The following is a 25,571-nucleotide window of genomic DNA, read 5'->3' on the forward strand; positions in this document are numbered from 1 at the left end:
GTTCAAAGCTTTAAAACAACCATCACCTTCTGGTGCTTTTCGTGTTTGTCACGTTGTTTAATTTACAAGGTGCACACCGCTCATCGCGGCGGGTTTTTATTATAGCACTCGGTTTTTCCTTTGTCAAGAGCTTTTTTCAAGTTTTTTCAAACTTTTTTGAGCTCTTTCATTCGCCGGTCGTCCGGGGCTATCGCTTGCCGCTCTCACAAGCGACCTACTTATTTTACCACAGCTCGTTTCGCTTGTCAAGAACTTTTTTCAAGTTTTTCAAAACTTTTTGAAGTTCTTTCAGCAGAAACTTTGCCGTGTCGCGCGCCGCTCTCGCGAGCAGCTCAACTAGGTTACCACACTCGATTCCGTTTGTCAAGCACTTTTTTCGAGCTTTTTCAAACTCATTTGTGCTGACCGGTCTCGGTGGGACCCCTCGTTGGAGCGCTTGCCTATACTACCAGAACATTCCTCCTTTGTCAACACCTTTTTTCAAGTTTTTTCGGGCTTTTTTGCACCTTTTTCTCCACAACAATATCTGCCCCTCTAAGGCGGCGATTCACCACAAGATGTGTCCCCCTTCCGTCCCCTTTGCCAAAGGGTTTTCAAGAGAAGCAGCACCGCAGGCAGTCCCAAAGCCAAAATCAGGTTGCCAGCAGGCACAATGACCTGGCTCCAGTACTCCGCCTCTCCCCGTGAAAACGCGGCCAGAGCGGCGGCAGCCCCCACCACGGCGGCTCCGGCGGCCACCGGCTTCTCCTGTATTTTGGGGCTCAGCTCCACCGCCATGGCCCGCAGGGCAAAGAGAAGCAGAACACACAGAGTGAGGTCGGCACAGGTCCAGAGGGCGATGACCACACTCTCCACCCGCTGGAAGGCACCCTCCACGCCCACGCTCTTGGCCAGAGCAAAGAAGGGGTTATCCAGCCGCCCGGCCAGGGCGGGGCCCAGGTTGCCCAGAATGGTCCACTGGGCCAAGGTAAGGAGCAGACAGCCCCCAAGGCCCCAGAAGAGCCAGTGCCAGCCTCCCTTTTTCCCGCTCCCGGACACCGAGCCGGTGAGAAAGGCCCCAAAGAGTCCCCATCCCAAGGCCCCGGCGGCGGGCAGAGAGGAGGTGAGCACCGGGACCACGTCCTCCCGCCACAGGGGGAGGACCAGTTCGGGCCGGGCCCGCACCAGGGCCAGAGCCAATACCACACCCGCTGTGACCAGCAGGACGGCCAGAAAGAGCTGGCCCGCCCGGGCGTAGGCGGACAGCTTGCCCAGCCCCATCCACAGGGCCATTCCCGCCACCGCCAGCAGGAAAAACCACATGGTACCGTCCCGCAGCCCGGCGGACAGCAGCCGCTGGGCGCACAGCCGCAGCCGCAGAGCCAGCAGCACCAGTGCCCACACCATATAGATAAGGAGAACGCCCCGGCCGGCCACCGGGCCCAATACGTCCCGGATGGAACCCGCCAGCCCCCGGCCACGGGACAGGCTGCCCAGCAGCCAGCCCCCCAGCAGCACCAACGGGATGGCCGCCGCCGGAGCCAGCCAGGCCCCCTTACCCGCCAGGGGCAGGGTGACCGCGGGCAGAAGCTCCGCCGCCGGGGCCAGTACCCCCGCCCACACCAGGGCGGTGAGCTGGGTATGGGAAATGGTATCCCGTTTCACGCCGCAATTCCTCCTCTGCTTTTTCCCATATACAAGGAGAGCTAGTCCTGAATGTCCACCTGCACCTCCAGGTTAGGCTCCAGGCGGGCAAACCACTCCTCCCAGTCCTCCTCAATCTGCCGCCAGGCCTCCGGGGCGGACAGGGCACTGCGTACCCCCAGCCCCGCGCAGTCCGCCCCCCAGGCCCGGAGCTGGGTCAGCGCCCTGGTCATCCGCTCTGTCTCCACCCGGGTCAGCTCCTCCTCCACGGCCTGGAGCTGCTTCCGGTTCGGCTGGGTGCGGTACTCCGCCAGCTGGGCCGTCACCCGGCAGGCCACCGTCAGACCGGTGACCTGTCCTCCCTCCGTCTCCAGGCGGCAGGTGGTATCTCCGCCGGTGATGCGCACATACACCGTCTCCCCTTCCTGCTCCACCGGAATGATGTCCGAGGAGGGCTTCCCCACCAGAAGTTCCAGGCCCCGGGCTCCCTCCCCGTCCAGAAAGCCCACCAGCGTGTCCCCCTTCAGCACGGCGTAGCCCGCCTCCAACAGCACCGCCTGCTCCTCTGTCCCCGGCCGCAGGGCGGGGAGATAGGCCGACCCCTGCTCCAGCAGGTCGGTATAGACCTCCCCGGCGGTGCGGGCCAGGGCGGCAATGCCCATCTCCCCGTCCAGGCGCAGGGTGGACAGGCGGCTCTCCACACCCCGGTCCCCGCCTGCCTCAACTGCCTGCTGGGCGGAGGCGTCCCGCACCACCCAGAGCTGAGCCCCCAGGCCCAGCTCCACGTCCCGGGCAAAGTAGTCCAGCACCTGGGTCACCCCCGCCCCGGCCAGTTCCTCCCCCAGCAGCAGCTGGTCCACGTAACCGAAGAACACATAGCTGTCGCTGAGGGACTGGAGGGTGAGGGCGGCATCGCTGAGGGATTCCCCCTGGGCGGAGAGCACCAGGGCGCTCTCCCCCTCCCCCTGGAGCCCCTTGGCCCGGGGGCCGGTGGACACGGTAACGGACAATCCCTCCTCCCCCAGGTCCACCCCCATGGTGCGCAGCAGGGCCATGTCCCCCATCTCCCGGGGGTAGGGCAGGCCGGAGCAGCCCGTGAGCAGCAGGACCAGGGCAGCAAGCAGGGGCAGCATGCGTCTCATTTCTGATTCCTCCGGTTTTTGGTGTGCACCGCCCCGTCCCGCCACTTCAAAAGGGGCAGGGGCAGGCGGATGAGGCTGGGGTGCCCCCGTAGATTTTGGCTTCCGGTGGTGAAGGGGGCCAGATAGGGCACCCCAAAGGTCTCCAGCCCCGCCAGGTGGTAAATGAGGGCGGCGCAGCCCAGGGTCAGGGCGAAGAGGCCGCCCAGGCTGGCCAGGATGGCCAGGAGAAAGCGCCACAGCCGCAGGGCGTTGCCAAAATCCTGGGAGGGCTGGGTGTACCCCGCCACCCCGGCGATGGCCACGGCGATGAGCACCGCCGGGGACACGATGTGGGCCTCCACCGCCGCGTTGCCCACCACCAGGCCGCCCAGAATGGACACGGTGGACCCGATGGGCCCGGGCAGGCGCAGGCCTGCCTCCTGGATGACCTCGAAGGCCAGGAGCATGATGAGCACCTCAAAGACGGTGGAGAAGGGCACCTCCTGCTTGGCGGCCACAATGGACAGGGCCAGCTTGGCGGGGATGGCCTCGGGATGGAAGGTCACCAGGGCAATATAGAGCCCGGGCATCAGCAGGGTCAGGGCGGCGCAGACATAGCGGATGAGGCTCAGAGCCGAAGCCGCCAGCCAGTGGTAGGCCCGGTCCTGGCTGGTCTTGAAGAACTGGTCGATGGTCCCCGGGGCCATCCAGGCCAGAGGCAGGCCGTCAGCCATCAGACCCACCCGCCCCTCCAGCAGAGCCTGGCACAGCCGGTCGGGCCGCTGGGTGAAGGCCATGGTGGGAAAGGGTGTGGCCAGATTTCCGGTGAGGTACTCCTCCAGGTTGCCCGTAGCCTCCACTCCGTCAATATCCAACTCCTCCAACCGCTTCTCCACCCGCTCCACCGTCTCCGGGTCGGCGATGCCATCCAGGTACAGCACATCAACCATGGTCCGGGACTGCCGCCCCACGATGTGCTCCTTGATTTTCAGGTCCGGGGCCTTCAGATGCCGCCGGACCATGGCGGTGTTGGTGCGGATGGACTCCACAAAGGATTCCCGGCTTCCCTTCAGGGCAGGCTCATTGGAGGGCTCCCCCACCCCCCGCTTCTCCTCGGTGGGTACCGGGAAGGTGAGCACGTCCTGCCGCCCGGGGAAAAACAGGGCGCAGGAGCCTAATATGAGGTCGTTCACCACGTCGTCCAATTTGTCCCGCCGCAGGGCCGCCAGATTATAGAGTGCCCCGTACTGGAGGCGGGAAAAGAGCTCCCCCTCGGGCACCCGGCTCAGCGCCGGGTCCTGGGCCATGGGGCGGAGAATGTAGTCGCTGACCCGCTCGTTCCGGGTCATGCCCAGAAGATAGCACACCGTGGTGGTCCGCTCCCGGTCCCCGTTGAGGTACACCCGCCGCTCCATGTAGTCCACACACCCCGAAAACACCTCCTCCAGATGCTCCAGGGACAGGGGCTTGTCATAGCGGGGCTCCTTCCGGGGGTGGGGGCCGTCCTTTCGTTCCGACATGGCAAAGTCCCTCCTTTCCGGCTTAGTTTGCCGGAAAGGAGGGACTTTATACCAAACAGACCCAGGTTATATGCGAAAAAGGATGTTTCGCCTCCGGGCGAGTGACTTTCTGTGCAGACAGAAAGTCACCAAAGAACTGTCTAGGGGAAGGGGGATTTCGATTTCCCCCTTCCCCTAGATACCCCATTCCCTTGAAACGACCAATCAGGGGGCCTCGGCCCCCTATTGGATGTACCCCCAGAGGACGGTAACCTGGAAGGTCCAGCGCCGAAATAAGCCTGCAGTCGCCGAAACCACTGGCGGGTGCAGACCTGCAACAGGTGTGTACTCGCGACAGTTCTTGCACATCCAGCACCAGCCACGGAGGCGGAGCAACCACCGAACCGCTGCTCGATGGATGGAAGTCAGGCGCGATGGTTCTTGTAGGAGCAAGTACCTATTCAACCAACACGGAGCGGCAGCACCCGCAAGGGGTACGCCGCATCCGTAAGGCGGCAAAGCCGCCAACGGCTGCGCAGCGGGCGGCGCGAGGAACGGTATCCTGTCCTTTGCCCGCGCCGGATGGAGATACGCAGCCCCCTTTGTGGATCCCCCGTAAATTAAATGGGGGTCCGGGGCCGACTCCCCCTGTCAGGGGGAGATGTCCCGAAGGGACAGAGGGGGTAGGGACAGGCGGGATAGGGCATTGTAAATGCCCGTGAGCCGCCCCCGGCGGTCTTTTGGTTCCTTTTGCACCGCTGCAAAAGGAACTCGCCCGCAGGCGAAATCCCCTTATTTCTCAACATAATGGTTGTCTCGAATAGGTGGTACCACATTCTGCCGCGCCCCTTATCCCACAGGGAGATCGTCCCGCTCCTTCTCCGCTTCCTCCAACCGGCTCTCGTCCCGGCGGGAGAGGGCCTTGGCCGTCTCACAGATGGGAATGGGCGCGGCGGCCAGGGCCAGCACCGTCAGCCACTGACTTCCGCTCATGGGAATGACGGAAAACACGCCCTGGAGCGGCGGCAGCAGCAGTACCGCCAGCTGCAGCCCCAGGCCCACCAGGAAAGCCCGGTTCATGGCCGGGTTGGACAGTACCCCTTGGGCAAAGAGGGAGCGGTTCCCACTGCGCACGTTATAGGCGTGGAAGAGCTGGCTGAGGGTAAGGGTGGCAAAGGCCATGGTGTTGGCCGCCGCCCCCTCCTGTCCCGGCTCCCCCAGCACCCGCAGCCCCAAAAAGTAGGCCGTCAGGGTGAGCGCGCCCACCATCAGTCCCTGCCAGACCAAACGGAAGGAAAACCTCCTGTCAAAGAGGCCCGCCCGGGCGTCCCGAGGCTTCTCCTCCATGACGCCCTCCTCCACCGGCTCCACCCCCAGTGCCAGGGCGGGCAGCGAATCGGTGACCAAATTGAGCCACAGCAGCTGCACCGGCACCAGGGGCATCTGCCCCAGGTCCAGGAGGGTGGCGGTAAAGATGGTAAAAATCTCCCCGATGTTGCAGGAAAGTAAGTAGTGGATGGCCTTTTTGATGTTGGAGTAGATGCCCCGGCCCTCCTCAATGGCGGAAACAATGGTGGAGAAGTTGTCGTCGGTGAGAATCATGTGGGCGGCCCCCTTGGCCACGTCGGTGCCCGTGCGGCCCATAGCGCAGCCGATGTCCGCCGCCTTCAGAGCCGGGGCGTCGTTCACCCCGTCCCCCGTCATGGCCACCACGTGCCCCTTCTTCTGCCAGGCCTGGACAATGCGCATCTTATGCTCCGGGGACACCCGGGCAAAGACGGCAAACTTCTCAATGTCCTGCTCCAGCATCTCCTGGGGCATGAAATCCAGCTCCGTCCCCGTCACCGTCCAGTCCTCCGGGCCCAGAATGTCCAGCTCCCGGGCCACGGCACAGGCGGTAGCCCGGTGGTCCCCGGTGATCATCACCGGCCGCACCCCCGCCAGATGGCACTTGGCCACGGCGTTTTTCACCTCCCGCCTCGGCGGGTCCATAAGCCCGAACAGCCCCAGGAAGGTGAGCTCCCGCTCCATCTCCTCCGGCTCCAGCCGGGCGGGCGGGGCGGACAGCTCCCGCCGGGCCACCGCCATGACCCGCAGAGCCTGGGAGGCCATGGCCTCGTTGGCCACCTCCGCCTGCCGCCGCTGGGCGGGAGTGAGGGGCCCGGAGGGTCCGGCCACACACCGCCCCAGCAGAATATCCGGGGCACCCTTCACATAGAGGGTCCAGCCCCCCGCCGGGTTCTGGTGGAGGGTGGACATGAGCTTGCGCCGGGAATCGAAGGGGATGTCCCCCTTTCGGGGGTGGTCCTCCAGCAGGCGGCGCTGGTCCAGCCCCTCCCGGGCGGCGGCCACCACCAGGGCCGCCTCGGTGGGGTCACCCTGGGCAGTGGGAGCCCCCGCGTGCCACTCCAGCCGGGCATCGGAGCACAGTGCTCCCGCCTCCAGGGCCTCCCGACGCCGTCCCCGGGGCGGCGTCCAGATGGACTGCACCGTCATCTTGTTCTGGGTGAGGGTGCCCGTCTTGTCCGAGCAGATGACGCTGGCACAGCCCAGGGTTTCCACGGCAGGCAGCTTCTTCACAATGGCCCCCCGGGCCGCCAGCCGCTGCACCCCCAGAGCCAGCACAATGGTCACGATGGCGGGCAGGCCCTCCGGGATGGCCGCCACCGCCAGAGACACCGCCGTCAGGAACATATCCAGCAAATTCTTCCCCTGAATGAGCCCGATGCCGAACATGATGGCGCAGGCGGACAGGCAGAGGAAGGACAGAGACTTGGAGATCTCCCCCATTTTCCGCTGCAGCGGGGTCTCCCCCTCCTTGTGCTCCAGCAGCAGCCCGGCAATGTGTCCCATCTGGGTCTCCATTCCGGTGGCCACCACCAGGGCGGTGCACCGCCCCGCCGTCACCAGGGTGCCCGACAGGAGCAGGTTCACCCGGTCCCCCAGAGGCGTGTCCTCCGGCAGGGCCTCCCGGGCCTCCTTCTCCACCGGCACCGACTCCCCCGTCATGGCGCTCTCGTCGGTCTGGAGGCGGCTGCACTCCAGCACCCGGGCATCGGCAGGCACCAGATCTCCCGCCTCCAGCAAAATGACGTCCCCGGGCACCAGGGAGGCCGCAGGCACCTGCCGGGGCGTGCCGTCCCGCAGAGCCTTGGCCTGGGGCGCCGACATCCGGCGCAGCTCCTCCAGAGCCTGGTGGGCGTGGTCCTCCTGGGTGATGGAGATGACCGCGTTTACCACCACAATGACCAGAATAATGGCCCCGTCCAGCCAGTCCTCCCCCCTGCTGGCCCACAGGGAGAGTCCCGCCGCCGCCAGCAGCACCAGAATCATGGGATCCTTCAGCTGCCCCCAGATGCGGGCGAGCAGCGAGGGCCGCTGGGGCGGCTGAAGCTCGTTGGGGCCCACCCGCTCCAGGCGCTGGGCCGCCTCCCCCGCCGTCAGCCCTTGGGGCGAGGTGTTCAATTCCTTTATAATCTGGGCCGCCGGCCGACTGTGCCATCCTCCCATAGCTGTCACGCTCCTTTTCCTTCGCTTATGGTGAGTATAGCCCGGAGCCTGTCCTGTTTTTTGGGGAATCCTGGGAGGAAGCACTTTTTTCACTTCGAAATTCAGAAGGGCGGAACGCGGGCGGATACTATCCGCCCCTACGCGGGGACAGGAACCTGTGCGGGCGGCCACAGGCCGCCCCTACGCGACAAAATTAACCCAAGCGCAAACAAGATACAAAAACCGGTGGGAGCGACGAAACACGCCACTCCCACCGGATCATGTCCTTACGGGCACAGAGGCGAAGCGAAGCTTCGCACAACGTTCTTTGCCAAGCTTTCTTTCAAGAAAGCGCGTCAGCCTGCGCTGCTGGAGCTGGAACCAGCGGCAGAAGAAGCGCCGGAGGAGGAGGCGCTGCTGCCGGAAGCGGAGCTGTCCGCGTTCTCAGCCTCCTTGGCCGCCTGAATGGCGGCAATCTCCTGGTAGGCCGCGGTCTGGATGGCCTCCGCCTTGGTGCGGAAGTCGGAGGGGTCAATCTTGTCATAGGCCTCGGTGGTGGTGACGCCGTAGTCCTCCATCCACTGCTCCCGGGTCTCCTGCATCCGCTGGGCAATCAGGTCGGAGCGGTAGTCCGCCGGATCCAGGGGCAGGCGGAGAATGATGTGATAGCCGTAGGAGCTCTCCACCACGTCGCTGATCTCCCCGTCCTTCAGGGCCAGGGCAGTGTCCTCAAACTCAGACACCATGCGCCCCTTCTGGGTGGTGTAGCCGTCGGGGTTGGTGGCCAAACCGGTGTCCTCGCTGTACTCGTTCATCAGCTCATCAAACAGAGCCACGGGGTCGTCCGCCGCCCGCAGCTGAGCCAGCAGCTGGTCGGCCAGGGCCTTCTTCTCGGCGATGGTGGCATCGTCCAGAGGCTCATACTCCCCGGTGGCAGTGCCGTCCTCATTCTTGATGGGCTTCTCCATGTCCTTGGTCAGCAGCAGAATGTGCTTGGCCCGGTAGTAGCCCAGGTCGTCCTGGGCGTAGGACAGCACCTCGGCGTCGGTGGGATAGCTGCCGCTGTCGGGACCAAAATACTTCTCCTGCAGCTTCACATCGTAGTTGCTGCTGAGGTACAGCTGCTCAAAGAGGTTCTTGGTGGTCATGCTCATCCAGAAGTAGTGCTCCACCGCGTCTTCGCTGCCCAGCTCGGTGGTCAGCTCATTCATATAGGCGTCCAGCTCGGACTGGGCGTTCTCAGGGAGGCTCACGCCCTCCTTCAGCGCCTGCTCGTAGACCACACGGTAGGAGGCCGCCAACTCCAGGGCGCTCTCCAGCAAGCCCTGCTCAATGGTCTTACCCTCGCTCATCTCGCTGTCCCAGGGGATTTCGGTCATGCCCATCTGGTAGGCGTACTCCACGTTGTAGTTGAGCCAGTACAGCAGGCTGTCCGCGGTGATATCCCACTCTCCCAGCTTGGCCACCACCGTGTCGCCGGGCATGCCCGCGGCATACTCATAAATGTCGGTGACGGAGGCCAGGTCCACCGTGGGCTGCTGGGAGCCGGAGGCAGAGGTACCGGCGGAGGAGGCGGAGCCATCCTCCCCCTTGGTGCAGCCGGACAGCAGTCCGGCGGACAGGGCCAGGGCCAGTGCCAGCGCCCCAATTCGCTTCATCTTCTTCATCGCTTTGCAGTTCCTTTCCTCGGGGCGTCCGGCGATTCCGGTCTCGTTCCCCACAGTTTGTTCTTCGGCCGGGCAGCAGCAGAACACATACAATCCGGCTCCGCCGCGCCGCCCAAAACCGCCTAAAGCTTTTTTAAAGTTCCAGGCAACATCATAGCATAAAAGAGAACCGGGGGCAAGGAAAACCGTTCTCCCGCCCCCGGCTTCGACTTTGTTCTCTTTCTGTTCCGTCGTCTCCCCGCACGCGTGGGCGGAGCTTCGCCGGTAGGTCACTTCTCAAATGGCCTCCAGCGCCTGGCGCAGATCCTCAATGAGGTCGGCGGCATTCTCCAGGCCCACGGCAATACGGATCATGTCGTCGTTCTCCACCTGGATGAGGGTGTTGGCCTCGCCCAGGCTGGTAGCGATGGTGATGACCTTGGTGTTGTTGCACAGCTTGTAATCCGCCGCCCGGCGGGCCAGGCCCTTCACTTCCTCCTTCAGCCAGACGGCCACAATGCCGCCGCCCAGGCCGTTCATCTGCTTCTGGCACAGCTCATAGCCCGCGTCTCCGGGCAGGGCCGGGTAGATGACCTTCTCCACATAGGGAGAGGACTGGAGGAATTTGGCGATGGCCAGGGCGTTTTCGCAGTGGCGGCGCACCCGCAGATCCAAGGTGGCCATGCCCCGCATGATAAGCCAGGCGTTGAAGGGGGACAGGGCCGCGCCGGTAAAGCAGGGCATGGAGGGGTACTTAATCTTCTCGATGAGGTGCTTGGGGCCGATAACGCCGCCGCCCAGGGCGTCGCCGTGGCCGTTGATGTACTTGGTGAGGCTGTGGACCACCAGGTCGGCCCCCAGCTCCAGAGCCCGCTGGATGGGCGGGGGTGCAAAGGTGCTGTCCACCATCAGCAGGCACCCGTGCTCCTTGGCCAGGGCGGCCACCGCGCGCACGTCCACCACGCCCAGCTTGGGGTTGGTGGGGGTCTCCAAAAACAGGAGCTTGGTGTTGGGCTTGAGGTTCCGCTTTACGTCCTCCAGGTCCTGGAAGTCGGCAAAGGACACGTCCACCCCCAGCTTGCTGAGGAAATCATTCATGAGAATGTTGCTGTGGAAAAAGAGGCCCTTGGCGCACAGCAGATGGTCCCCCTTTTCCAGAATGGCATACAGAGCTGATGTGATGGCTCCGATGCCGGAGGCCGCGGTCACCGCCGCCTCGCCGCCCTCCAGGGCCGCCAGCTTCTCCTCCAGGGCGATGAGGCTGGGGTTGCCCTCCCGGGTGTAGAGATAGCCCAGCTTATCCCAGGCCGCGTCCATGTCCTCCACCGTCTCAAAGCCGAAGGTGGCCGTCTGGTAGATGGGACTGGCCAGAGCGTTGGTGGTGGGGTCAAAGGAATGTCCGGCGTGGATGATCTGGGTTTCAAACGCCAGATTGGATAATTCTTCTCGCTTCATAGCGTTCCCTCCTCTTAAGTGTATCCATAGCATAACCCCAAGGGCCGGGGTGGTGTCAACAGAGAAAAACAGGCTGTTTTTTTGTGTGAACAGACGAAGGATGTCACTCCCCCGCCTCCTCCAGCCCGGCGGAGTAATCGGCCACCAGAGCCCGGGCGGCTCTTAATACATCCTCCCCCTTTTTCAGCTTCAGGGACAGGTAGGGCTTCTCCCCGGCAGAGAACAGCAGCCGCCCCTTGTACTTCTCCCCGCCGCACAGGGCGGAGACCTGGCGCAGGTCGAACTGGGCCAGGGTGAAGAGCAGGCAGCCGTTCTTCTGGTCGATGTCGGTGATGTCCGCCTTGGCGGCATCCGCCCGGAGGAGGGCCACGGAGATGAGGTTATTCACCGTCCGGGGCGGCTCGCCGTAGCGGTCAATGAGCTCATCCACCAAATCGTCGGCGTCCGCCTCGCTGCGCAGGGCGGCGATGCGGCGGTAGAGGTCCATGCGCTGCTCTGGGGAGGACACGTACCGGTCGGGCACCGAGGCAGCCACGGTGAGGTTGGCGGCGCACTGGGTCTGCTTGGGCAGGGGCTGGCCCTGCTGGGTCAAAACCGCCTCCTCCAGCAGCTTCAGGTACATATCATAGCCCACCGAGAGCATGAAGCCGCTCTGCTCCGGGCCCAGCACGTTGCCTGCACCCCGGATCTCCAGGTCCCGCATGGCAATCTTAAAGCCGGATCCGAACTCGGCAAACTCCCTTATGGCCTCCAGGCGCTTGGCCGCCGTCTCGGAGAGTACCTTACCCCGGCGGTAGGTGAGGTAGGCGAAGGCCCGGCGGCTGGACCGGCCCACCCGGCCCCGAATCTGGTGGAGCTGGGCCAGGCCCATCTTGTCTGCGTCCTCAATGACCAGGGTGTTGGCGTTGGGCAGGTCGATGCCTGTCTCAATGATGGTGGTGCACACCAGCACATTGAGCTCCCCGTCGGTCATCTGGCTCATCACCTCGTCGATGGCCTCCTGGGACATGCGGCCGTGGGCCACCCCAATAAAGGCCTGCTCCCCCAGCATGGTCTGGAGGCGGGCGGCGGTGCGGTCGATGGTCTCCACCCGGTTGTGGAGGTAATAGACCTGGCCGCCCCGCTCCAGCTCCCGGCGCATGGCGTCGGTGAGCACCCCCCAGTCGTGCTCCAGCACATAGGTCTGCACCGGCTGGCGGTCGGCGGGGGGCTCCTCCAGGGTGGACATGTCCCGGATGCCCGAGAGGGCCATGTTCAGCGTCCGGGGAATGGGGGTGGCGGACAGGGTGAGAACGTCCACCTGGCGGAAGGTCTCCTTCAGCTTCTCCTTGTGCTGCACGCCGAAGCGCTGCTCCTCGTCCACCACCAGAAGGCCCAAATCCTTGAACTTCACGTCCTTGTTAAAGAGGCGGTGGGTGCCGATGAGGATGTCCACCTGCCCCTCCTCCACCCGGCGCAGGGTCTCCTTCATCTGGGCGGGGGTGCGGAAGCGGGAGACCACGTCAATTTCCACCGGGTACTTCTGGAACCGGCGCAGGGCGTTCAAATAGTGCTGCCGGGCCAGCACGGTGGTGGGCACCAGCACGGCGGCCTGTTTGCCGTCCAGGACACACTTCATCATGGCCCGGAAGGCCACCTCCGTCTTGCCGTAGCCCACGTCGCCGCACAGCAGCCGGTCCATGGGGGTGGGGCGCTCCATGTCCTGTTTGATTTCCCCGATGCACCGCAGCTGGTCGTCGGTCTCGGTATACTCAAACTGCTCCTCAAACTCCCGCTGCCAGGGGGAGTCGGGGGAAAAGGCAAACCCCGGCTGGCGCTGGCGCTGGGCGTAGAGCTCAATAAGACCCTTGGCCAGGTCCTGCACCGCCTTCTTGGCCCGGGTCTTGGCCTTCTCCCAGTCCCCGCCGCCCAGGCGGTTGAGCTTCCTTGTCTCGTTGGCGTCCTCGCCCCCGCCGATATACTTGGAGATGAGGTCCAGCTGGGTGGCCGGGACGTACAGTACGTCGGTGCCCGCGTACTGCAGCTTCACATAGTCCTTCTCAATGCCGTCCACCGGCATCTTCACCATGCCCACGTAGCGGCCCACGCCGTGGTGCTCGTGGACCACCAGGTCCCCGGGGGACAGGTCGGCGTAGGACTTGAGCTTCTGGCGGTTGGTGGCATCCTTCCGGGCCCGGGGCTTCCGGGCGGGGGCGCCGGAGCCCTCGGTAAGGACGGCCAGCTGCATCTGGGGGTACTCCATGCCCCCGGACAGGCCGCCCACGGTAATGATGGTCTGGCCCGGCTGGGGCAGCTCCCGGAGCTTGAACTCCACCGCCGAGCGCACCTTCTGCTCCCGCAGAAGACCCTGGAGATCCAGCGCCCGCTGCTCTCCGGACACCAGCACCAGAGAGCCGAAGCCCATGCCCTGGTAGTGGTTCAGATCCTGCACCGCCGTCTCCAGGCTGGCCCCGAAGGAGGGCAGCTGCTTGGCGGTGATGGACAGCAGCGCCTTGGGCGGCGTGGGATAGGCGGAGGTGGTGAAGGAGTCCAGGTACACCAGGGCCCAGTCCTCCAGTCTCCGGCACAGGGCGGAGAACGTGTGGGCCAGCTCGCCGCAGCTGCCGTCCAGCTCGCCCCGCTCCAGCAGGGTCTTTACGTCCTCCTCCATCTGCCACTGGTAGGTCTTGGCCCGGTCGGCCACCCGGACGCACTCGGTGAACACCACGCAGGCGTCACCGGGCAAGAAGTCCGCCGCCGTGGTGAGCTCCGGGTAGATGAGAGCCAGGTACCGGTCCACCGCCGGGAAGGACCGCCCCTCCATGAGGGCCTCCCGGTCCTGCTCCAGGGTGGCGTTCAGGTCCTTGTTCCCCTGGCTGAGGGCCTTGGCCGCCAGCTTCTGGAGTTTTCCACACAGACCCGCCACCCCTCCGGGGGCCATCTGGGGCAGAACCTCGGCGGCGGGCAGCAGGATTGCCTGCTCTATGTTTTCTGTGCGCCGCTGGGTGGACAGGTCGAAGGAACCCATGGCGTCCACCTCGTCCCCGAAGAATTCCACACGCACGGGCTGCTCCATGCCGGGGGCGTACACATCCAGGATGCCGCCCCGGAGGGCGAACTGGCCCACGCCCTCCACCTGGTCGCAGCGGGTGTAGCCGGCGGCGGTGAGGGTCTCGGAGAGCTCGTTTAAGTCGTAGCTCCCCCCTACTTTCAGCTCCAGGCGGCACTTATCCAGCACCTGGGGAGACAGAGTGCGCTGGAGGAGGGCCTCCACCGTGGCCACCACGAAGGGCAGCTCCCCCCGGCTCATCTTGTCCATAAGGGCCAGGCGGCGGTGCTCCCACTGGCGGGAGACGGTGGCTGCGTTGTGAAAGGTGAAGGACCGGGGGGTGAGGACGGGGACCTCGCCCCCGGCGAAGGCAGCTACGTCACGGGCGAGACGCTCCCCCTCCGCCTCGTCGGCGCACACCAGCACCACCGGCCGGTGGGTGACCAAGCCGATGGCGGCGGCGATGTGGGCGCGGTGGACTGCCGCCGCCCCGGACAGGGCCACAGGGCTCCGCCCCGCCTCCAGCGCGGCGGTGAGCTGTCTGAATTCCTCCAGACGGTTCAGCGCCCCCGACAATAGCTGCATCATCTTAAAACCCCTCCCGGCACAACGCGGCAATGCCCCCCGCGCAGCCTGCGTGGGGGGTAATTTCTTTTGTAGTATGTTTCAGTTTACCCCAACCATTCCCCACCGTCAAGGCGAAAGATGGGGGCTGGGGGGAAGTTTTCCCCCCGCTTTCTTGAAAGAAAGCTTGGCAAAGAACTTTCTGCGAAGCTGCGCTTCGCCTCCGCGCCCACCTGGAGATTTTCCGTATGGGCGGATATAATCCGCCGTCCCACTGTCCGGTTAAATCGGGAGAAAAAAGTGTTTCGCCTCCGGGCGAGTGACTTTCTGTCCAGACAGAAAGTCACCAAAGAGCTGTCTAGGGGAAGGGGGATTTCGATTTCCCCCTTCCCCTAGATACCCCATCCCCTTGAAACGACCAATCAGGGGGGCTCCGGCCCCCCCTATTGGATGTACCCCCCGGGGGTTGGCAATAACCTGAAAACTCCAGCGCCGAAATGGGTACGGAGGTCAACGGACCGAAGGGCTACTGCAAACCAAGAGGCGGGGAGAGCTGCAACCACTTCCCTGCCCTAAGCACCAGCCACGGAGGCGAACCGACTACCGAACCGCCACGCGAGGGCAGAGCATCAGGCGCGATAGCTCTTGTAGGAGCAAGTGCCCGTTCAAGGAACATGGAGCGGCAGCGGGCGGCGCAAGGAGCGGTATCCTGGTCTCTTCCCGCGCCGGATGGATATAACCTCGCCCCTTGGTGGCTCCCCCGTAAAATAAATGGGGGTCCGGGGGCAGGCGGGATAGGGCATTGTCAAATGCCCGTGAGCCGCCCCCGGTGGCGCTTTGCCTACTTTGCCGACACGGGCAAAGTAGGTCGCCCCGCAGGGCGAAACCATCCCCTCCCCGCCCGCAGGCGAAATCCTTTTTTCCACGTTTGAGCCGACGAAACGGCAAAACCGACACACACCGCCCCTCTCTGTGGAAAGACAAAAATCCGGTAGCCGGGAATCCTCTTGACAAAAGTATTCTACACATGTAGTATGGTCTTAAGGATTCTACACTTGTAGGAGGGATAGCCATGGCACACCTGACCGACAGTGAATGGAAGGTAATGGACGCCCTGTGGGCAGGCGGCCCCCAGACCCTGGGGGAAGTGATGGAACGGCTGTGCCCGGAGACGGGCTGGAGCCGCACCACGGTGCACACCTACCTCACCCGGATGATGGCCAAGGGGCTGGTGGAGGCTCAGGGCCAGACCCCCAAGCACTACCGGGCCGCGCTCAGCCGGGCCGACTGCGTGGAAAAGGAGGAGCGCACCCTGGTGGACCGGGCCTACGGAGGCTCGGCGGGCAAGCTGGTGGCCGCCTTCATCCGCTCCGGTGCTCTGACCACCGAGGAGCGGGAGGAGCTCAAGCGCCTGCTGGACGAGATGGAGGTGTAATCCATGAACAACATCTGGGCTGTGCTTCAGCAAGGGGCAGCGGCCGCTCTGGCAGCTCTCTTCCTGCTCCTTTTACAGCGCATCTTTCTGGATAAGCTCTCCCCCCGGTGGCAGTACGGGGTGTGGACAGTGCTGCTCCTGCGCCTTCTGGTCCCCGTGGGCATCGGCGGACGGACCACCTCCCTGGACCTGTGGCCCTGGGTGGAGCGGCTGCGGGTGCAGGCCGAGCTGCACCTCTCCTCCGCCTGGTCCTCCCCCTGGACCACCTCTCTGCCCGCCGCCCCCTGGCCTCTTCTCCCCGCCGGGGCCCCCAGCTCGTTGACCGACTGGCTGTTTGTGGTCTATCTGGTCGGGGTACTGGCCTGGGCGGTGTGGTTTCTCCTGTGCGCCTTCCGCCTCCACCGGCGGGTTGGGACGGGGGTCCCCGTATCCGGTGAGCGGCTGGAGCTGGTGCACCGGGTGGCGGAGCAATATCAGCTCCCCCTCCCCCGCCGTGTGGTGGAGTGCAAATGGGACCACGGCCCCTTCCTCATGGGGGTGCTGCGCCCCACCCTGGTGCTGCCCATGGGCTGGGAGCCGGAGGAGAAGGTCATCCTCCACGAACTGCTCCATCTGAAGCACTACGACGTGCTGGCCGGGTGGGTGGTTACCCTGTTCCGGTGCCTCCACTGGTGCAACCCGGTGCTGTGGTACGCCTTTGACAAGATAGGTGAGGACCGGGAGGCCCTGTGCGACCAGCGGGCGCTGGAGCGCCTGGAGGGGGAGGAACGCCGGGACTACGGCCGCTGTCTGCTGGCCATGGCCGACGACAGGGCGGTGCGCATCCCCGGTGCCACCACCATGGCCAACGGCGCTCGGGGGGTGAAGGCCCGGATTGAGGCTATCGCCCGCTTCAAGCGCTACCCCCAGGGGATGGCCCTGGCCTCCGGCTGCATCACCTTCGCCCTGGCCCTGGCTCTGGTGGCGGGTACCCCGGTGCAGGCCCTGATGGAAGGTTCCTTTGCGGAGGTTGATCTGGACCTGGATTCCCCCCAGTCCACCTCCGACGCTCTGGCTACCGGACAGATCTACCGGGCCACCACCGTGGCTGGAGCCCTGGACGCCTACGGCAAGGGGCTGCTTCTGTGGTGGGATGACCGGGAGGCCGCCCTTATGTGCCAGGCCATGTCCCGCTCCCCGGAGGAGATGGCCGGGGTACTGGAGGAGTGGGAAAACCCCATCCAATACGGTCTGGATTTGAACAGCATGTCCTACCAAGAGATGATGGACACCGCCTTCCCCAACATCCGCTGGTGGACCACTGGCCCCCAGTTCCGGGGACTTGTGGCGGACGGCCAGGGGGGCTACCTGTGCCAGGTACTGTGGTACCGGGATGTGGATCCCTTCCTGTGTATGGAGGGGGAACGTCCCCTCCCGGAGGACGGGGAACCCTATCCGGTGGAATATCTGTGCCACACGGTGCAGGTGCGTCCCGACGGAAGGCACTGGACCGTCCACCTGTTGGCCGAGACCCAGGGCGAGGTGGACTTCGCCCCTCTCAGCAACCGGGATGGCAGACTGTTCGGCCCGGTGACCTGGGTGGGTGAGCTGGACGGCGTGAAGGTAAGCATCTCCCCCGCCCACCTGCTGGAGACAGGCGAGGGTCTGGTGGGGAAGTATGAACTGCAGGCCTGGTCCCAGTCCGCCTGGTCCTGGTCCATCTACGACTCCTCGCCCGACTCTCCTCCGATACAGCCCATGCCGGGCTGCAATTTCTATTCCATTACGGAAGGCCTATACTGGACGGTGGAGAACCCAACAGACCTGGTCCGCCCGGTGAAACTGTGGGCCGACCCCCTGTGGGATAACTCGGGCACTCTGGAGGCCCGGCCCGCCGCCCAAACCATGTCCGTAGACCCCGCATACCTGGCCCTGACCCCGGAGGCGGGTGACCTGCTCCAGGGCGTCGAGGGCGGCAGCGGTGCCAGCGGCTCGCTGGGGGAGGATCTTCCTTACTTCCTGGGCCCGGATGGCTTCCAGGTCACCCTGGCGGTGGACGGCGGCGAGGAGCAGACTATCACCCTGACCAAAACCTACACCACACCCGACGGGGGCAGCTACACGCTGCCCGGAGAGGAGGAACTCCCGTGACGATGCAAGAGCGGCTCTATCCCCTGGCCCGCCGGGCCTTTTGGGGCTACTTCTTCGTGCTGCTGAACTTCAACATTACCTTCCAGGGCGTCTTTGCCCTCCAGCTTATCCCCACCTCAGTGGGCTGGTGGCTGCTGGCCCGGGTGTGCCGGGAGGGCAAGGAGCTGCGCCCCTCCCTGGGGCTTCTGTCCTCCTTCTGTCTGGTCCTGACGGTGTGGAATGTGCAGCAGTTCTTCCCCGCCCTGGAGAAGCAGATTCCCGGCCTTATCACCCTGCTGGTGGGGCTGGTGACCCTCTATACCCACTTCCAGTTCCTCACGGATTTGGCCGCCCTGGCGGACGAGGCCCTGCCCGGCGGAGAACATGGACATAAGCTGCGCACCGCCCGAACAGTGGTGGTGATTATGAGCACTCTGCTCTACTGCTACGACCTGTTCTTCCGCCTGCCCGCCCTGATGGTGGTGATGCTGGTGGTAGGACTGTGCGTCTATATCTATATCCTGGTGCAGCTGTGGGGGCTGTCCAAGTCCCTCTCCCCCGCCGAATAATTCCCCAAACCGTTCCCCGGAGAGCCATATAAGGCAGCAAAACAGACCGATGAGACATCGGCCCTACCTCAGGGAACCCGGCACAGCTGCGGGCGGATGATATCCGCCCCTACGGAATTTCCGCAGCCTGATACGGCGGGCGGCCGCAGGCCGCCCCTACGAAGGGAACCCATACCAGGCGGTCAACGGTTCAGCGCGCGGCCCCGGCAAAGCGGGCGGATAATATCCGCCCCTACGGAATTTCCACAGCCTGATACGGCGGGCGGCCGCAGGCCGCCCCTACGAAGGGAACCCATACCAGGCGGTCAACGGTTCAGCGCGCGGCCCCGGCAAAGCGGGCGGATAATATCCGCCCCTACGGAATTTCCACAGCCTGATACGGCGGGCGGCCGCAGGCCGCCCCTACGGAGGGATCCCATACCAGGCGGCCAACGGTCCAGCATGCGGCCCGGCAAGGCGGGCGGATGGTATCCGCCCCTACGGAATTTCCGTAATCTGATGCAGCGGGCGGCCACAGGCCGCCCCTACGGAGGGAACCCATACCAGGCAGTCAACGGTCCAGCATGCGGCCCGGCAAGGCGGGCGGATGGTATCCGCCCCTACGGAATTTCCGTAATCTGATGCAGCGGGTGACCACCCCTGAACCAACTTAAAAGCACAAAAAAACAGGCAGGAGCGACGTACAATGTCACTCCTGCCTGAATGTTTTCTTACGGGCGCAGAGGCGAAGCGCAGCTTCGCACAAAGTTCTTTGCCAAGCTTTCTTTCAAGAAAGCGAGGTTAGAAGCCCATGTGGCTGAGCTTGTTCTTTGCACGGGCGCCTATGGCCAGCTTGGGAGCCTTCTCCGCCACCAGCCGCAGGCAGGACAGAGCCTGGTCCGTCTCGCCCCGGGCCAGGTGGTACTCCGCCATGTCCATAATGGCCTGCACCTGATAGAGCGTACAGGGTGCCTTGTTCAGCAGCTCCTTCAGCCGGGGCAGCAGCTCCAGCACCGGCCCGGCGGTGCGCAGCAGAAGCAGGCAGCGGCCCCGCTCCACGTGCCAGTCCATCAGCTCCGGGAAGGTCACACCTCCAAAGAGGCTGGGCACCCGCACCTTCTGAGCCATGGCGGAGATGGCCTCCAGCTCCCCCTCCATGCCCTGGAGGCGCTCCTCCTCCAGGTTCAGCTCCGCCCGGTTCCACCGCAGGGTAACAGCGGCCGGGGAGCCCTTCTCCCGGGGCGGCGCGTCGGCAAAGCGATCCAGCTCCGCCCGGGCCTCCTCCCGCCGGCCCAGGGCCAGCAGAGCGGAAATCCGGTTGCAGCGCAGGGCCAGCAGATAGCCGCCCCGGCCGTCTCCAGCCCCCGCCAACAGCCGGTCACAGTTTTCCAGCAGCGGTTCCGGGTCGCAGTCCCGGTAAAATTCCACCACGCCCCGGCTCACCGCCCGGGACAGCCACCGGCCGCCCAGCACCAGGCTGGCCAGCACCAGAATAAAATACCCGGTGGCAACGGCGGTGCCCCACAGGGACAGGTACGTACACAGCACGCCCACCGCCACCAGGACGATGTAAATCCCTTTGTAATACTTCAGCAGCCAGGACATGGCGCTTCCTCCCTTATTCCGTTGCGGGCAAATGACACAACATCCGCTCCGCCTCCACGCGGATGGCCAGCTTTCCTCCGTGGGCCACCACAAAGCTCAGATGCTCCTGGGCCTTGTCCACCTGCCCCCGCCGGCAGTAGTACACCCCCAGGACCATGTGGGCGGCCACCTGGTCCCGGGTACACCGGGCCGCCTCCAGCCGCTCCAGCAGGATGGGCTCCAGCTCCGGGGCGCTCTCCCCCAGCTTGGACACCGTCTCGCTCCACTCCAACATCTCTTTGGCCGCCCGGCGGAACTTCCTGCGCACAAACAATCCCTTGGACATGTGCTTCAGGGTCTTCTCCCGCCGGGGATCGTCCGGCGGAAGAACAGCGCACCAGGTGAGCACCAGGGCCGCCGACCGCTTGAGCTTCCACCGGCCCTCCACCAGATTGGCGGAGGCCAGGGCCTCCTTCTCCCGGCCCAGCAGAGTGAGGGCCCAGGCCTCCAGCACCCGGTAGGACACCACCTGGCGGTTCTGGCGGATGACCGCCTGACACAGCTCCAGCAGGGGCTCGGGGTCACAGTCCTCGTCCAAGGCCCGCAGGGCGGGCCGGCGCATCAGAGCGACGGAGAGGTTGATGGCCCAAGAGCCCAGCACCACCCACACCATAAACAGGAAAAGGGGCGCCACCTCCAGATCGGGACGGGTGGCACTCATCCATATCAGCCACACAACTCCCGGCAGGTACCACAGCCAGAACAGCATCCGGGCCTTGGTGAGCAGCAGCTTTTTCAGTGTTTTCATGCCAGTCTCCTCCAGTTTACCATACTTTGGAGCCAGAATAGCACACAAACTTTAAAATGGGCGGTGGGTTTTTCTTAAATTTTTCTTAGGCGGCCCTCATCAGCCATTAAACTTATTCATGGCCCGGTCGGGGCCCTCCTTCAAAAGACACTCGATGGCGTCCGCCGCCCGCTTGACGGAGGCGTCGATGGCCTTCTTGTCCTCCCCCTGGAAGTGGCCCAGCACCCAGTCGGCCATGTCGTAGTCGGGGTGGGGCTTCTCCCCCACACCCACCCGCAGGCGGGGGAACTGGTCGGTGCCCAGGTGCTGGATGATGCTCTTCAGGCCGTTGTGCCCCCCGGCGGAGCCACCCTTACGGATGCGCAGCTTGCCCACCGCCAGGGCGGTATCGTCGGAGACCACCAGGACGTGGTCCGGGGGTATTTTATAGAAGTCCGCCGCCGGGCGCACCGCCTCCCCCGACAGGTTCATATAGGTCACCGGCTTCATCACCAGCACCTTTTCCCCGGAAATAGTCAGAAGGTTGGTCAGAGCCTTGAACTTCAGCTTCTGGATGGGGGCGTGCTGCCGCTCGGCCACCTCGTCGGCCACCATGAAGCCCACGTTGTGGCGGGTATTCTCGTACTTGTCCCCGGGGTTGCCCAGGCACACCAGCAGCCAGGAGGCCCCGCCGGAATCACGCTTAAAAAACATATGCTTGCCTCACTTACCTACATACAAAGCGGGGGCGGGCAAGGCTGCCCGCCCCTCTGCTTGACGCAATCTTACAGGGATGCCGTCCCTTACAGGAACAGCGGAGACACGGAAGTCTCCATATAGATGTGGCTGATGGCCTCGGCAAAGAGGTGAGCCACGGAGATATACTTGATCTTGTCGCAGCGCACGCCGGACTTGGGGGGAATGGTGTTGAGGAAGATGACCTCGTCCAGCACGCTGTCGGTGATGCGCTGGACAGCGGGGCCGGAGAGGACGCCGTGGCTGGCGCAGGCGGTGACGTCCTTGGCGCCGCCGATCTCCACCAGAGCCTTGGCGGCGTGGCACAGGGATCCGCCGGTGTCCACCATGTCGTCCAGAAGGATGACGTGCTTGTCCTTCACCTCGCCGATGATGTTCATGACCTCGGAGGAGTTGGCCTTCTGACGGCGCTTATCCACAATGGCCAGAGGCATGCTCAGCTTCTGGGCGAAGGCGCGGGCGCGGGCCACGCTGCCCACGTCGGGGGACACCACCATGGTGTCGTCGTGGCAGTCGGCGTACTTCTTCACGAAGTGGTCCACGAAGATGGGAGAGCCCAGCAGGTTGTCCACCGGGATGTCGAAGAAGCCCTGGATCTGGTTGGCGTGGAGATCCATGGTCAGCACCCGGTCGGCGCCGGCGGTGGTGATGAGGTTGGCCACCAGCTTGGCGGAGATGGGGTCACGGGGCTTGGTCTTGCGGTCCTGACGGGCGTAGCCGAAGTAGGGAATCACGGCGGTGATTCGACCGGCAGAGGCCCGGCGCAGAGCGTCGATCATAATGAGCAGCTCCATGAGAGCGTCGTTGACGGTGCCGGGCTTGCCGTCCTTCTCGAAGGAGCAGGTGGACTGCACCACAAATACGTCCGAGCCGCGGACGGTCTCGTAGATGGAGGCGAAGTTCTCCCCGTCGGAGAAGGCTCCTACCTCAGAGTTGCCCAGGGGAATCCCCAGTTCCTTACAGATGTCCTTGGCCAGCTGGGGATTGGAATTGCCGGTAAATACCTTGATATCCTTCCCGTGTGCGATCATGAATCTTATCCTCCCGTTTTTCATTAGGGCGCGGCGGGGCTCTGTGCAGTCCGGCCCGCCCTTGTTTTCCGTTGTTGGGCGCTTTTTAAAACGCCGGGCGCCGGTGCCCGGCGCAGTGGACAGAAGTTATTTCTTGCCCTTTTTCTCCCGGTTGGCGGCGGCCCAGCCTTCCTTCACCTGCTGGCGCTGCCGGCCGATGACCATGGCGTCGGCGGGCACATCCTGGGTGACGGTGGTGGCGGCGGCGATATAGGCCCCGTCCCCGATGGTCACCGGGGGCACAAAGTTGGTGTTGCAGCCCACAAAGACGTGGTTTCCGATGGTGGTGCGGAACTTCTTGAACCCGTCGTAGTTGCAGGTGACGGTGCCGCAGCCGAAGTTGCAGTTCTCTCCCACGTCGCTGTCGCCCACGTAGGTGAGGTGGGCCATCTTGGTCCCCTTGCCCAGGTTGCAGTTCTTCAGCTGGACAAAGGCGCCGATCTTGGAGCCCTCTCCCACGTCACAGTGGGGCCGGATGTGGGTGTAGGGGCCGATCTGGCAGCCCTTGCGGATGACGCTCTCCTCACACTGGGAGGCGTTGATGGTGCAGCCCTCCTCCACGGTGCAGTCGGTGAGCATCACGTTGGGGCCAATCTGGCAGTTGGGGCCCACGGTGGTGTTCCCCCGGAGAATGGTGCCGGGCAGCAGCAGCGTGCCCGCCCCCACGGTGACGGTGTCCTCCACATAGACGGCGGAGGGATCCATCATCTCCACGCCTGCTTCAAGAAGCTGCTCCCGCTTGGCCGCCAGAGCAGCGCTGTGATCCTTCATAGGCGATAACCTCCTGAATGTGCGCGGCCTTGCCGGCCGCCTTCAAAGACATTATAGCATATTACCAGTAATTTTCAGAGGTGGCAAGAAAAAAATTTTTAAATTGGGCCCGATTCTACAATTTTTGGGCAATCTGCGGCAGGGCAGGAAAATACCGCCCTGCAAAGCCGTGGTTTTGCAGGGCGGCAAGGTACAAATCTCAGCCGGGGACCGCAGCCAGAGGCTGCACGCCCAGACGCTTGCGCAGCCGGGCGGGATGGTAGATGCGCGACACCTCCAGCCCCGCACAGATGGTGTCCACCAGGTCCACCAGCCAGGCCTCCAGGGAACGGGGCAGAGGCCCGCCCAAAGGCCACATGTGGGACAGGATGATGTTGCGCTCCTTATCGGACAGCTCCGTCAGCTGCTCCGCGTTGCGGGCAGCGGCCCGGGGGTGGTCAAAGCACTGCCAGCCGGGGTGGGCGGACTTGTCCTTGGAGTCGTAAAGATACAGGTCATGGAGCAATCCTCCACGGGCGGCTGCCCGCTCGTCCAGACCCAGGAACCGCGCCGCCCGGAAGGACAGGTAGGCCACAAACAGGGAATGGTCCAGGGTGCTGATGGGACCGTGGTGCTTCCAGCGGCCCATCATGCGCACCTGATCGCTCTCCAGCAGCTCGCCGGTGGTCTGAATAAACTCCCGCATAAAACGATTCATTGGAATCAGTCCTTTCTCAAAACGTGTGGTGGAAACGTCCCCGCCCCGGCTGAAACCGGACCGGCAACCAAATGGCTTTGCTTCTATGATACAACATCCCGGGCAAAGGGCAAGCGGTATGATTTTCCTTACCGCACCTGGCCCCCGCCCCGAATCACGTATTTAAAGGTGCACAGCTCCCGCAGGCCCAGAGGGCCCCGGGCATGGAGCTTCTGGGTGGAGATGCCCATCTCGCAGCCCAGGCCGAACTCCCCGCCGTCGGTAAACCGGGTGGAGGCGTTCCAGTAGACCGCCGCCGAATCCACTCCCGCCTGGAAGACCCGGGCGGCCGCCTCGTCGGCGGTAATGATGGACTCGGAGTGTCCGGTGGAGTGGGCGGCGATGTGGGCCATGGCCTCCTCCACCCCCGACACCACCTTCACGGCCAGAATGTAGTCCAGAAACTCGGTGTCAAAGTCCCGCTCCCCGGCGGGTGTGCCGGGAATGAGAGCCGCGGCTTCCTTGTCCAAACGAAGTTCCACCGGGGGCAGACCCGCCGCCCGGCGCTCCTCCACCAGCCGCTTTTGAAGCCGGGGCAGGAACTCCGGGGCCACCGCCCGGTCCACCAGGCACACCTCGGCGGCATTGCACACCGAGGGCCGGGAGCACTTGGCGTTCTCCACAATGTTCAAAGCCATGTCCAAATCGGCCTTTTTATCCACATAGATGTGGCAGATGCCGGTGCCCGTCTCCACCACGGGGACGGCGGCGTTGTCCACACAGGCCCGGATGAGCCCCGCGCCGCCCCGGGGGATGAGCAGGTCCACATAGCCCCGGGCCCGCATGAGTTCGTTGGCGCTTTCCCGGCTGGTGTCCTCCACCAGCTCCAGGGCGTCGGCGGGCAGGCCCGCCTCTTGAAGGCCCCGCTTCAGGGCGGCCACGATGGCCGCGGCGGAGCGGTGGGCCTCCTTGCCGCTGCGCAGCACGCAGGCGGAGCCCGCCTTCAGCGCCAGGGCGGCGGCGTCGGAGGTGACGTTGGGGCGGCTCTCGTAGATGATAGCGATGACCCCCATGGGCACCGCAGTCCGCTCAATCACCAGGCCGTTGGGCCGCTCCACCCGCTGGAGCACCTCCCCCACCGGGTCGGGCAGCTGAGCCACCTCCCGGATGCCCTGGGCCATGCCCGCGATGCGCTCCGGGCTCAGGGCCAGCCGGTCCAGCATGACCTCGGACACCGTTCCCCGGGCTGCCTCCAGGTCCTGGGTGTTGGCGGCCAGAATGGTCTCCCGGTCCGCCTCCAGGGCGTCCGCCATGGCCAGCAGGGCCCGGTTCTTCGTCTCGGTATCCGCCAGAGCCATGGCTCCCTTGGCCCCTCTGGCCCGCTCCAGCAGCTCCATTGTCGTCATGGTA

Annotated in this window: 17 protein-coding genes; 3 read left to right on the forward strand and 14 right to left on the reverse strand. The window is 64.5% G+C overall.

Annotation, left to right across the window (positions count from 1 at the left end; all coding sequences use genetic code 11):
• Positions 1-534: 534 nt before the first annotated feature.
• The 7 genes from AC3YUO_RS10720 to mfd all read right to left on the reverse strand — a co-directional run bounded on the left by AC3YUO_RS10720 (position 535) and on the right by mfd (position 14,446).
• Positions 535-1,644 carry a GerAB/ArcD/ProY family transporter gene (locus AC3YUO_RS10720; RefSeq protein ID WP_489963026.1) on the reverse strand — a complete coding sequence of 370 codons (1,110 nt, stop codon included), beginning with the start codon at positions 1,642-1,644 and terminating at the stop codon, positions 535-537.
• 41 nt (positions 1,645-1,685) lie between these two features.
• Entirely contained in the window at positions 1,686-2,765 is a 1,080-nt protein-coding gene (locus AC3YUO_RS10725; protein WP_489963027.1) for a Ger(x)C family spore germination C-terminal domain-containing protein, read from the reverse strand.
• Complete coding sequence (locus AC3YUO_RS10730) at positions 2,762-4,264, reverse strand: spore germination protein (RefSeq protein WP_489963028.1); 1,503 nt, start codon at positions 4,262-4,264, stop codon at positions 2,762-2,764. Before AC3YUO_RS10730 ends, AC3YUO_RS10725 begins: the two co-directional genes overlap by 4 nt.
• Before the next feature lie 828 nt (positions 4,265-5,092).
• A complete protein-coding gene (locus tag AC3YUO_RS10735; RefSeq protein ID WP_489963029.1) occupies positions 5,093-7,753 on the reverse strand; it encodes a cation-translocating P-type ATPase in 2,661 nt (886 codons plus the stop codon).
• A 335-nt stretch (positions 7,754-8,088) separates the two neighbouring features.
• Positions 8,089-9,390, reverse strand: coding sequence for a peptidylprolyl isomerase (locus AC3YUO_RS10740; RefSeq protein ID WP_489963030.1), 1,302 nt, complete (start codon positions 9,388-9,390; stop codon positions 8,089-8,091).
• 285 nt (positions 9,391-9,675) lie between these two features.
• Complete coding sequence (locus AC3YUO_RS10745) at positions 9,676-10,833, reverse strand: trans-sulfuration enzyme family protein (protein WP_489963031.1); 1,158 nt, start codon at positions 10,831-10,833, stop codon at positions 9,676-9,678.
• Between the two features lie 103 nt (positions 10,834-10,936).
• Entirely contained in the window at positions 10,937-14,446 is a 3,510-nt protein-coding gene (gene mfd / locus AC3YUO_RS10750; protein WP_489963098.1) for a transcription-repair coupling factor, read from the reverse strand.
• 1,051 nt (positions 14,447-15,497) lie between these two features.
• Between mfd and AC3YUO_RS10755 the strand changes: the two genes are divergently transcribed.
• From AC3YUO_RS10755 to AC3YUO_RS10765, 3 genes are read left to right on the forward strand one after another with little or no spacing between them, the layout of a single operon-like run.
• Positions 15,498-15,860, forward strand: a complete 363-nt coding sequence (locus AC3YUO_RS10755) for a BlaI/MecI/CopY family transcriptional regulator (protein ID WP_489963032.1) — start codon at positions 15,498-15,500, stop codon at positions 15,858-15,860.
• Positions 15,861-15,863: 3 nt separating this feature from the next.
• The gene (locus tag AC3YUO_RS10760; protein WP_489963033.1) at positions 15,864-17,990 is read left to right on the forward strand and encodes a M56 family metallopeptidase; all 2,127 of its coding nucleotides are present in this window, start codon (positions 15,864-15,866) and stop codon (positions 17,988-17,990) included.
• Positions 17,987-18,538, forward strand: a complete 552-nt coding sequence (locus AC3YUO_RS10765) for a hypothetical protein (protein ID WP_489963034.1) — start codon at positions 17,987-17,989, stop codon at positions 18,536-18,538. The genes AC3YUO_RS10760 and AC3YUO_RS10765 overlap by 4 nt, the downstream gene beginning before the upstream one ends.
• Positions 18,539-19,318: 780 nt before the next feature.
• Here AC3YUO_RS10765 and AC3YUO_RS10770 read toward each other — a convergent pair.
• From AC3YUO_RS10770 to AC3YUO_RS10800, 7 genes are all read right to left on the reverse strand, one after another.
• Positions 19,319-20,122: a hypothetical protein gene (locus AC3YUO_RS10770; RefSeq protein ID WP_489963035.1), complete on the reverse strand. Its 804-nt coding sequence runs from the start codon at positions 20,120-20,122 to the stop codon at positions 19,319-19,321.
• A 13-nt stretch (positions 20,123-20,135) separates the two neighbouring features.
• Entirely contained in the window at positions 20,136-20,909 is a 774-nt protein-coding gene (locus AC3YUO_RS10775) for a hypothetical protein (RefSeq protein WP_489963036.1), read from the reverse strand.
• A gap of 99 nt (positions 20,910-21,008) precedes the next feature.
• Positions 21,009-21,602, reverse strand: coding sequence for an aminoacyl-tRNA hydrolase (gene pth, locus AC3YUO_RS10780; RefSeq protein ID WP_489963037.1), 594 nt, complete (start codon positions 21,600-21,602; stop codon positions 21,009-21,011).
• 89 nt (positions 21,603-21,691) lie between these two features.
• Positions 21,692-22,675 (reverse strand): ribose-phosphate pyrophosphokinase, encoded by a 984-nt coding sequence (locus AC3YUO_RS10785; RefSeq protein ID WP_489963038.1) that lies wholly within the window; start codon positions 22,673-22,675, stop codon positions 21,692-21,694.
• 126 nt (positions 22,676-22,801) lie between these two features.
• Positions 22,802-23,485, reverse strand: coding sequence for a GlgC family sugar phosphate nucleotidyltransferase (locus tag AC3YUO_RS10790; protein ID WP_489963039.1), 684 nt, complete (start codon positions 23,483-23,485; stop codon positions 22,802-22,804).
• 199 nt (positions 23,486-23,684) lie between these two features.
• Positions 23,685-24,182: an HD domain-containing protein gene (locus AC3YUO_RS10795; protein ID WP_489963040.1), complete on the reverse strand. Its 498-nt coding sequence runs from the start codon at positions 24,180-24,182 to the stop codon at positions 23,685-23,687.
• 128 nt (positions 24,183-24,310) lie between these two features.
• Entirely contained in the window at positions 24,311-25,567 is a 1,257-nt protein-coding gene (locus AC3YUO_RS10800) for a glutamate-5-semialdehyde dehydrogenase (RefSeq protein ID WP_489963041.1), read from the reverse strand.
• Positions 25,568-25,571: the final 4 nt, after the last annotated feature.

The sequence above is a fragment of the Pseudoflavonifractor sp. HNCC25GI2 genome (assembly GCF_058136395.1).

What these genes read in the sequence shown, in the direction of transcription:
- mfd (WP_489963098.1), bottom strand. Translation starts at nt 14,446, where the DNA reads ATGCAGCTATTGTCGGGGGCGCTGAACCGTCTGGAGGAATTCAGACAG.
- AC3YUO_RS10735 (WP_489963029.1), bottom strand. Translation starts at nt 7,753, where the DNA reads ATGGGAGGATGGCACAGTCGGCCGGCGGCCCAGATTATAAAGGAATTG.
- AC3YUO_RS10785 (WP_489963038.1), bottom strand. Translation starts at nt 22,675, where the DNA reads ATGATCGCACACGGGAAGGATATCAAGGTATTTACCGGCAATTCCAAT.
- AC3YUO_RS10795 (WP_489963040.1), bottom strand. Translation starts at nt 24,182, where the DNA reads ATGAATCGTTTTATGCGGGAGTTTATTCAGACCACCGGCGAGCTGCTG.
- AC3YUO_RS10760 (WP_489963033.1), top strand. Translation starts at nt 15,864, where the DNA reads ATGAACAACATCTGGGCTGTGCTTCAGCAAGGGGCAGCGGCCGCTCTG.
- pth (WP_489963037.1), bottom strand. Translation starts at nt 21,602, where the DNA reads ATGTTTTTTAAGCGTGATTCCGGCGGGGCCTCCTGGCTGCTGGTGTGC.
- AC3YUO_RS10755 (WP_489963032.1), top strand. Translation starts at nt 15,498, where the DNA reads ATGGCACACCTGACCGACAGTGAATGGAAGGTAATGGACGCCCTGTGG.
- AC3YUO_RS10775 (WP_489963036.1), bottom strand. Translation starts at nt 20,909, where the DNA reads ATGAAAACACTGAAAAAGCTGCTGCTCACCAAGGCCCGGATGCTGTTC.
- AC3YUO_RS10730 (WP_489963028.1), bottom strand. Translation starts at nt 4,264, where the DNA reads ATGTCGGAACGAAAGGACGGCCCCCACCCCCGGAAGGAGCCCCGCTAT.
- AC3YUO_RS10800 (WP_489963041.1), bottom strand. Translation starts at nt 25,567, where the DNA reads ATGACGACAATGGAGCTGCTGGAGCGGGCCAGAGGGGCCAAGGGAGCC.
- AC3YUO_RS10790 (WP_489963039.1), bottom strand. Translation starts at nt 23,485, where the DNA reads ATGAAGGATCACAGCGCTGCTCTGGCGGCCAAGCGGGAGCAGCTTCTT.
- AC3YUO_RS10725 (WP_489963027.1), bottom strand. Translation starts at nt 2,765, where the DNA reads ATGAGACGCATGCTGCCCCTGCTTGCTGCCCTGGTCCTGCTGCTCACG.
- AC3YUO_RS10745 (WP_489963031.1), bottom strand. Translation starts at nt 10,833, where the DNA reads ATGAAGCGAGAAGAATTATCCAATCTGGCGTTTGAAACCCAGATCATC.
- AC3YUO_RS10770 (WP_489963035.1), bottom strand. Translation starts at nt 20,122, where the DNA reads ATGTCCTGGCTGCTGAAGTATTACAAAGGGATTTACATCGTCCTGGTG.
- AC3YUO_RS10740 (WP_489963030.1), bottom strand. Translation starts at nt 9,390, where the DNA reads ATGAAGCGAATTGGGGCGCTGGCACTGGCCCTGGCCCTGTCCGCCGGA.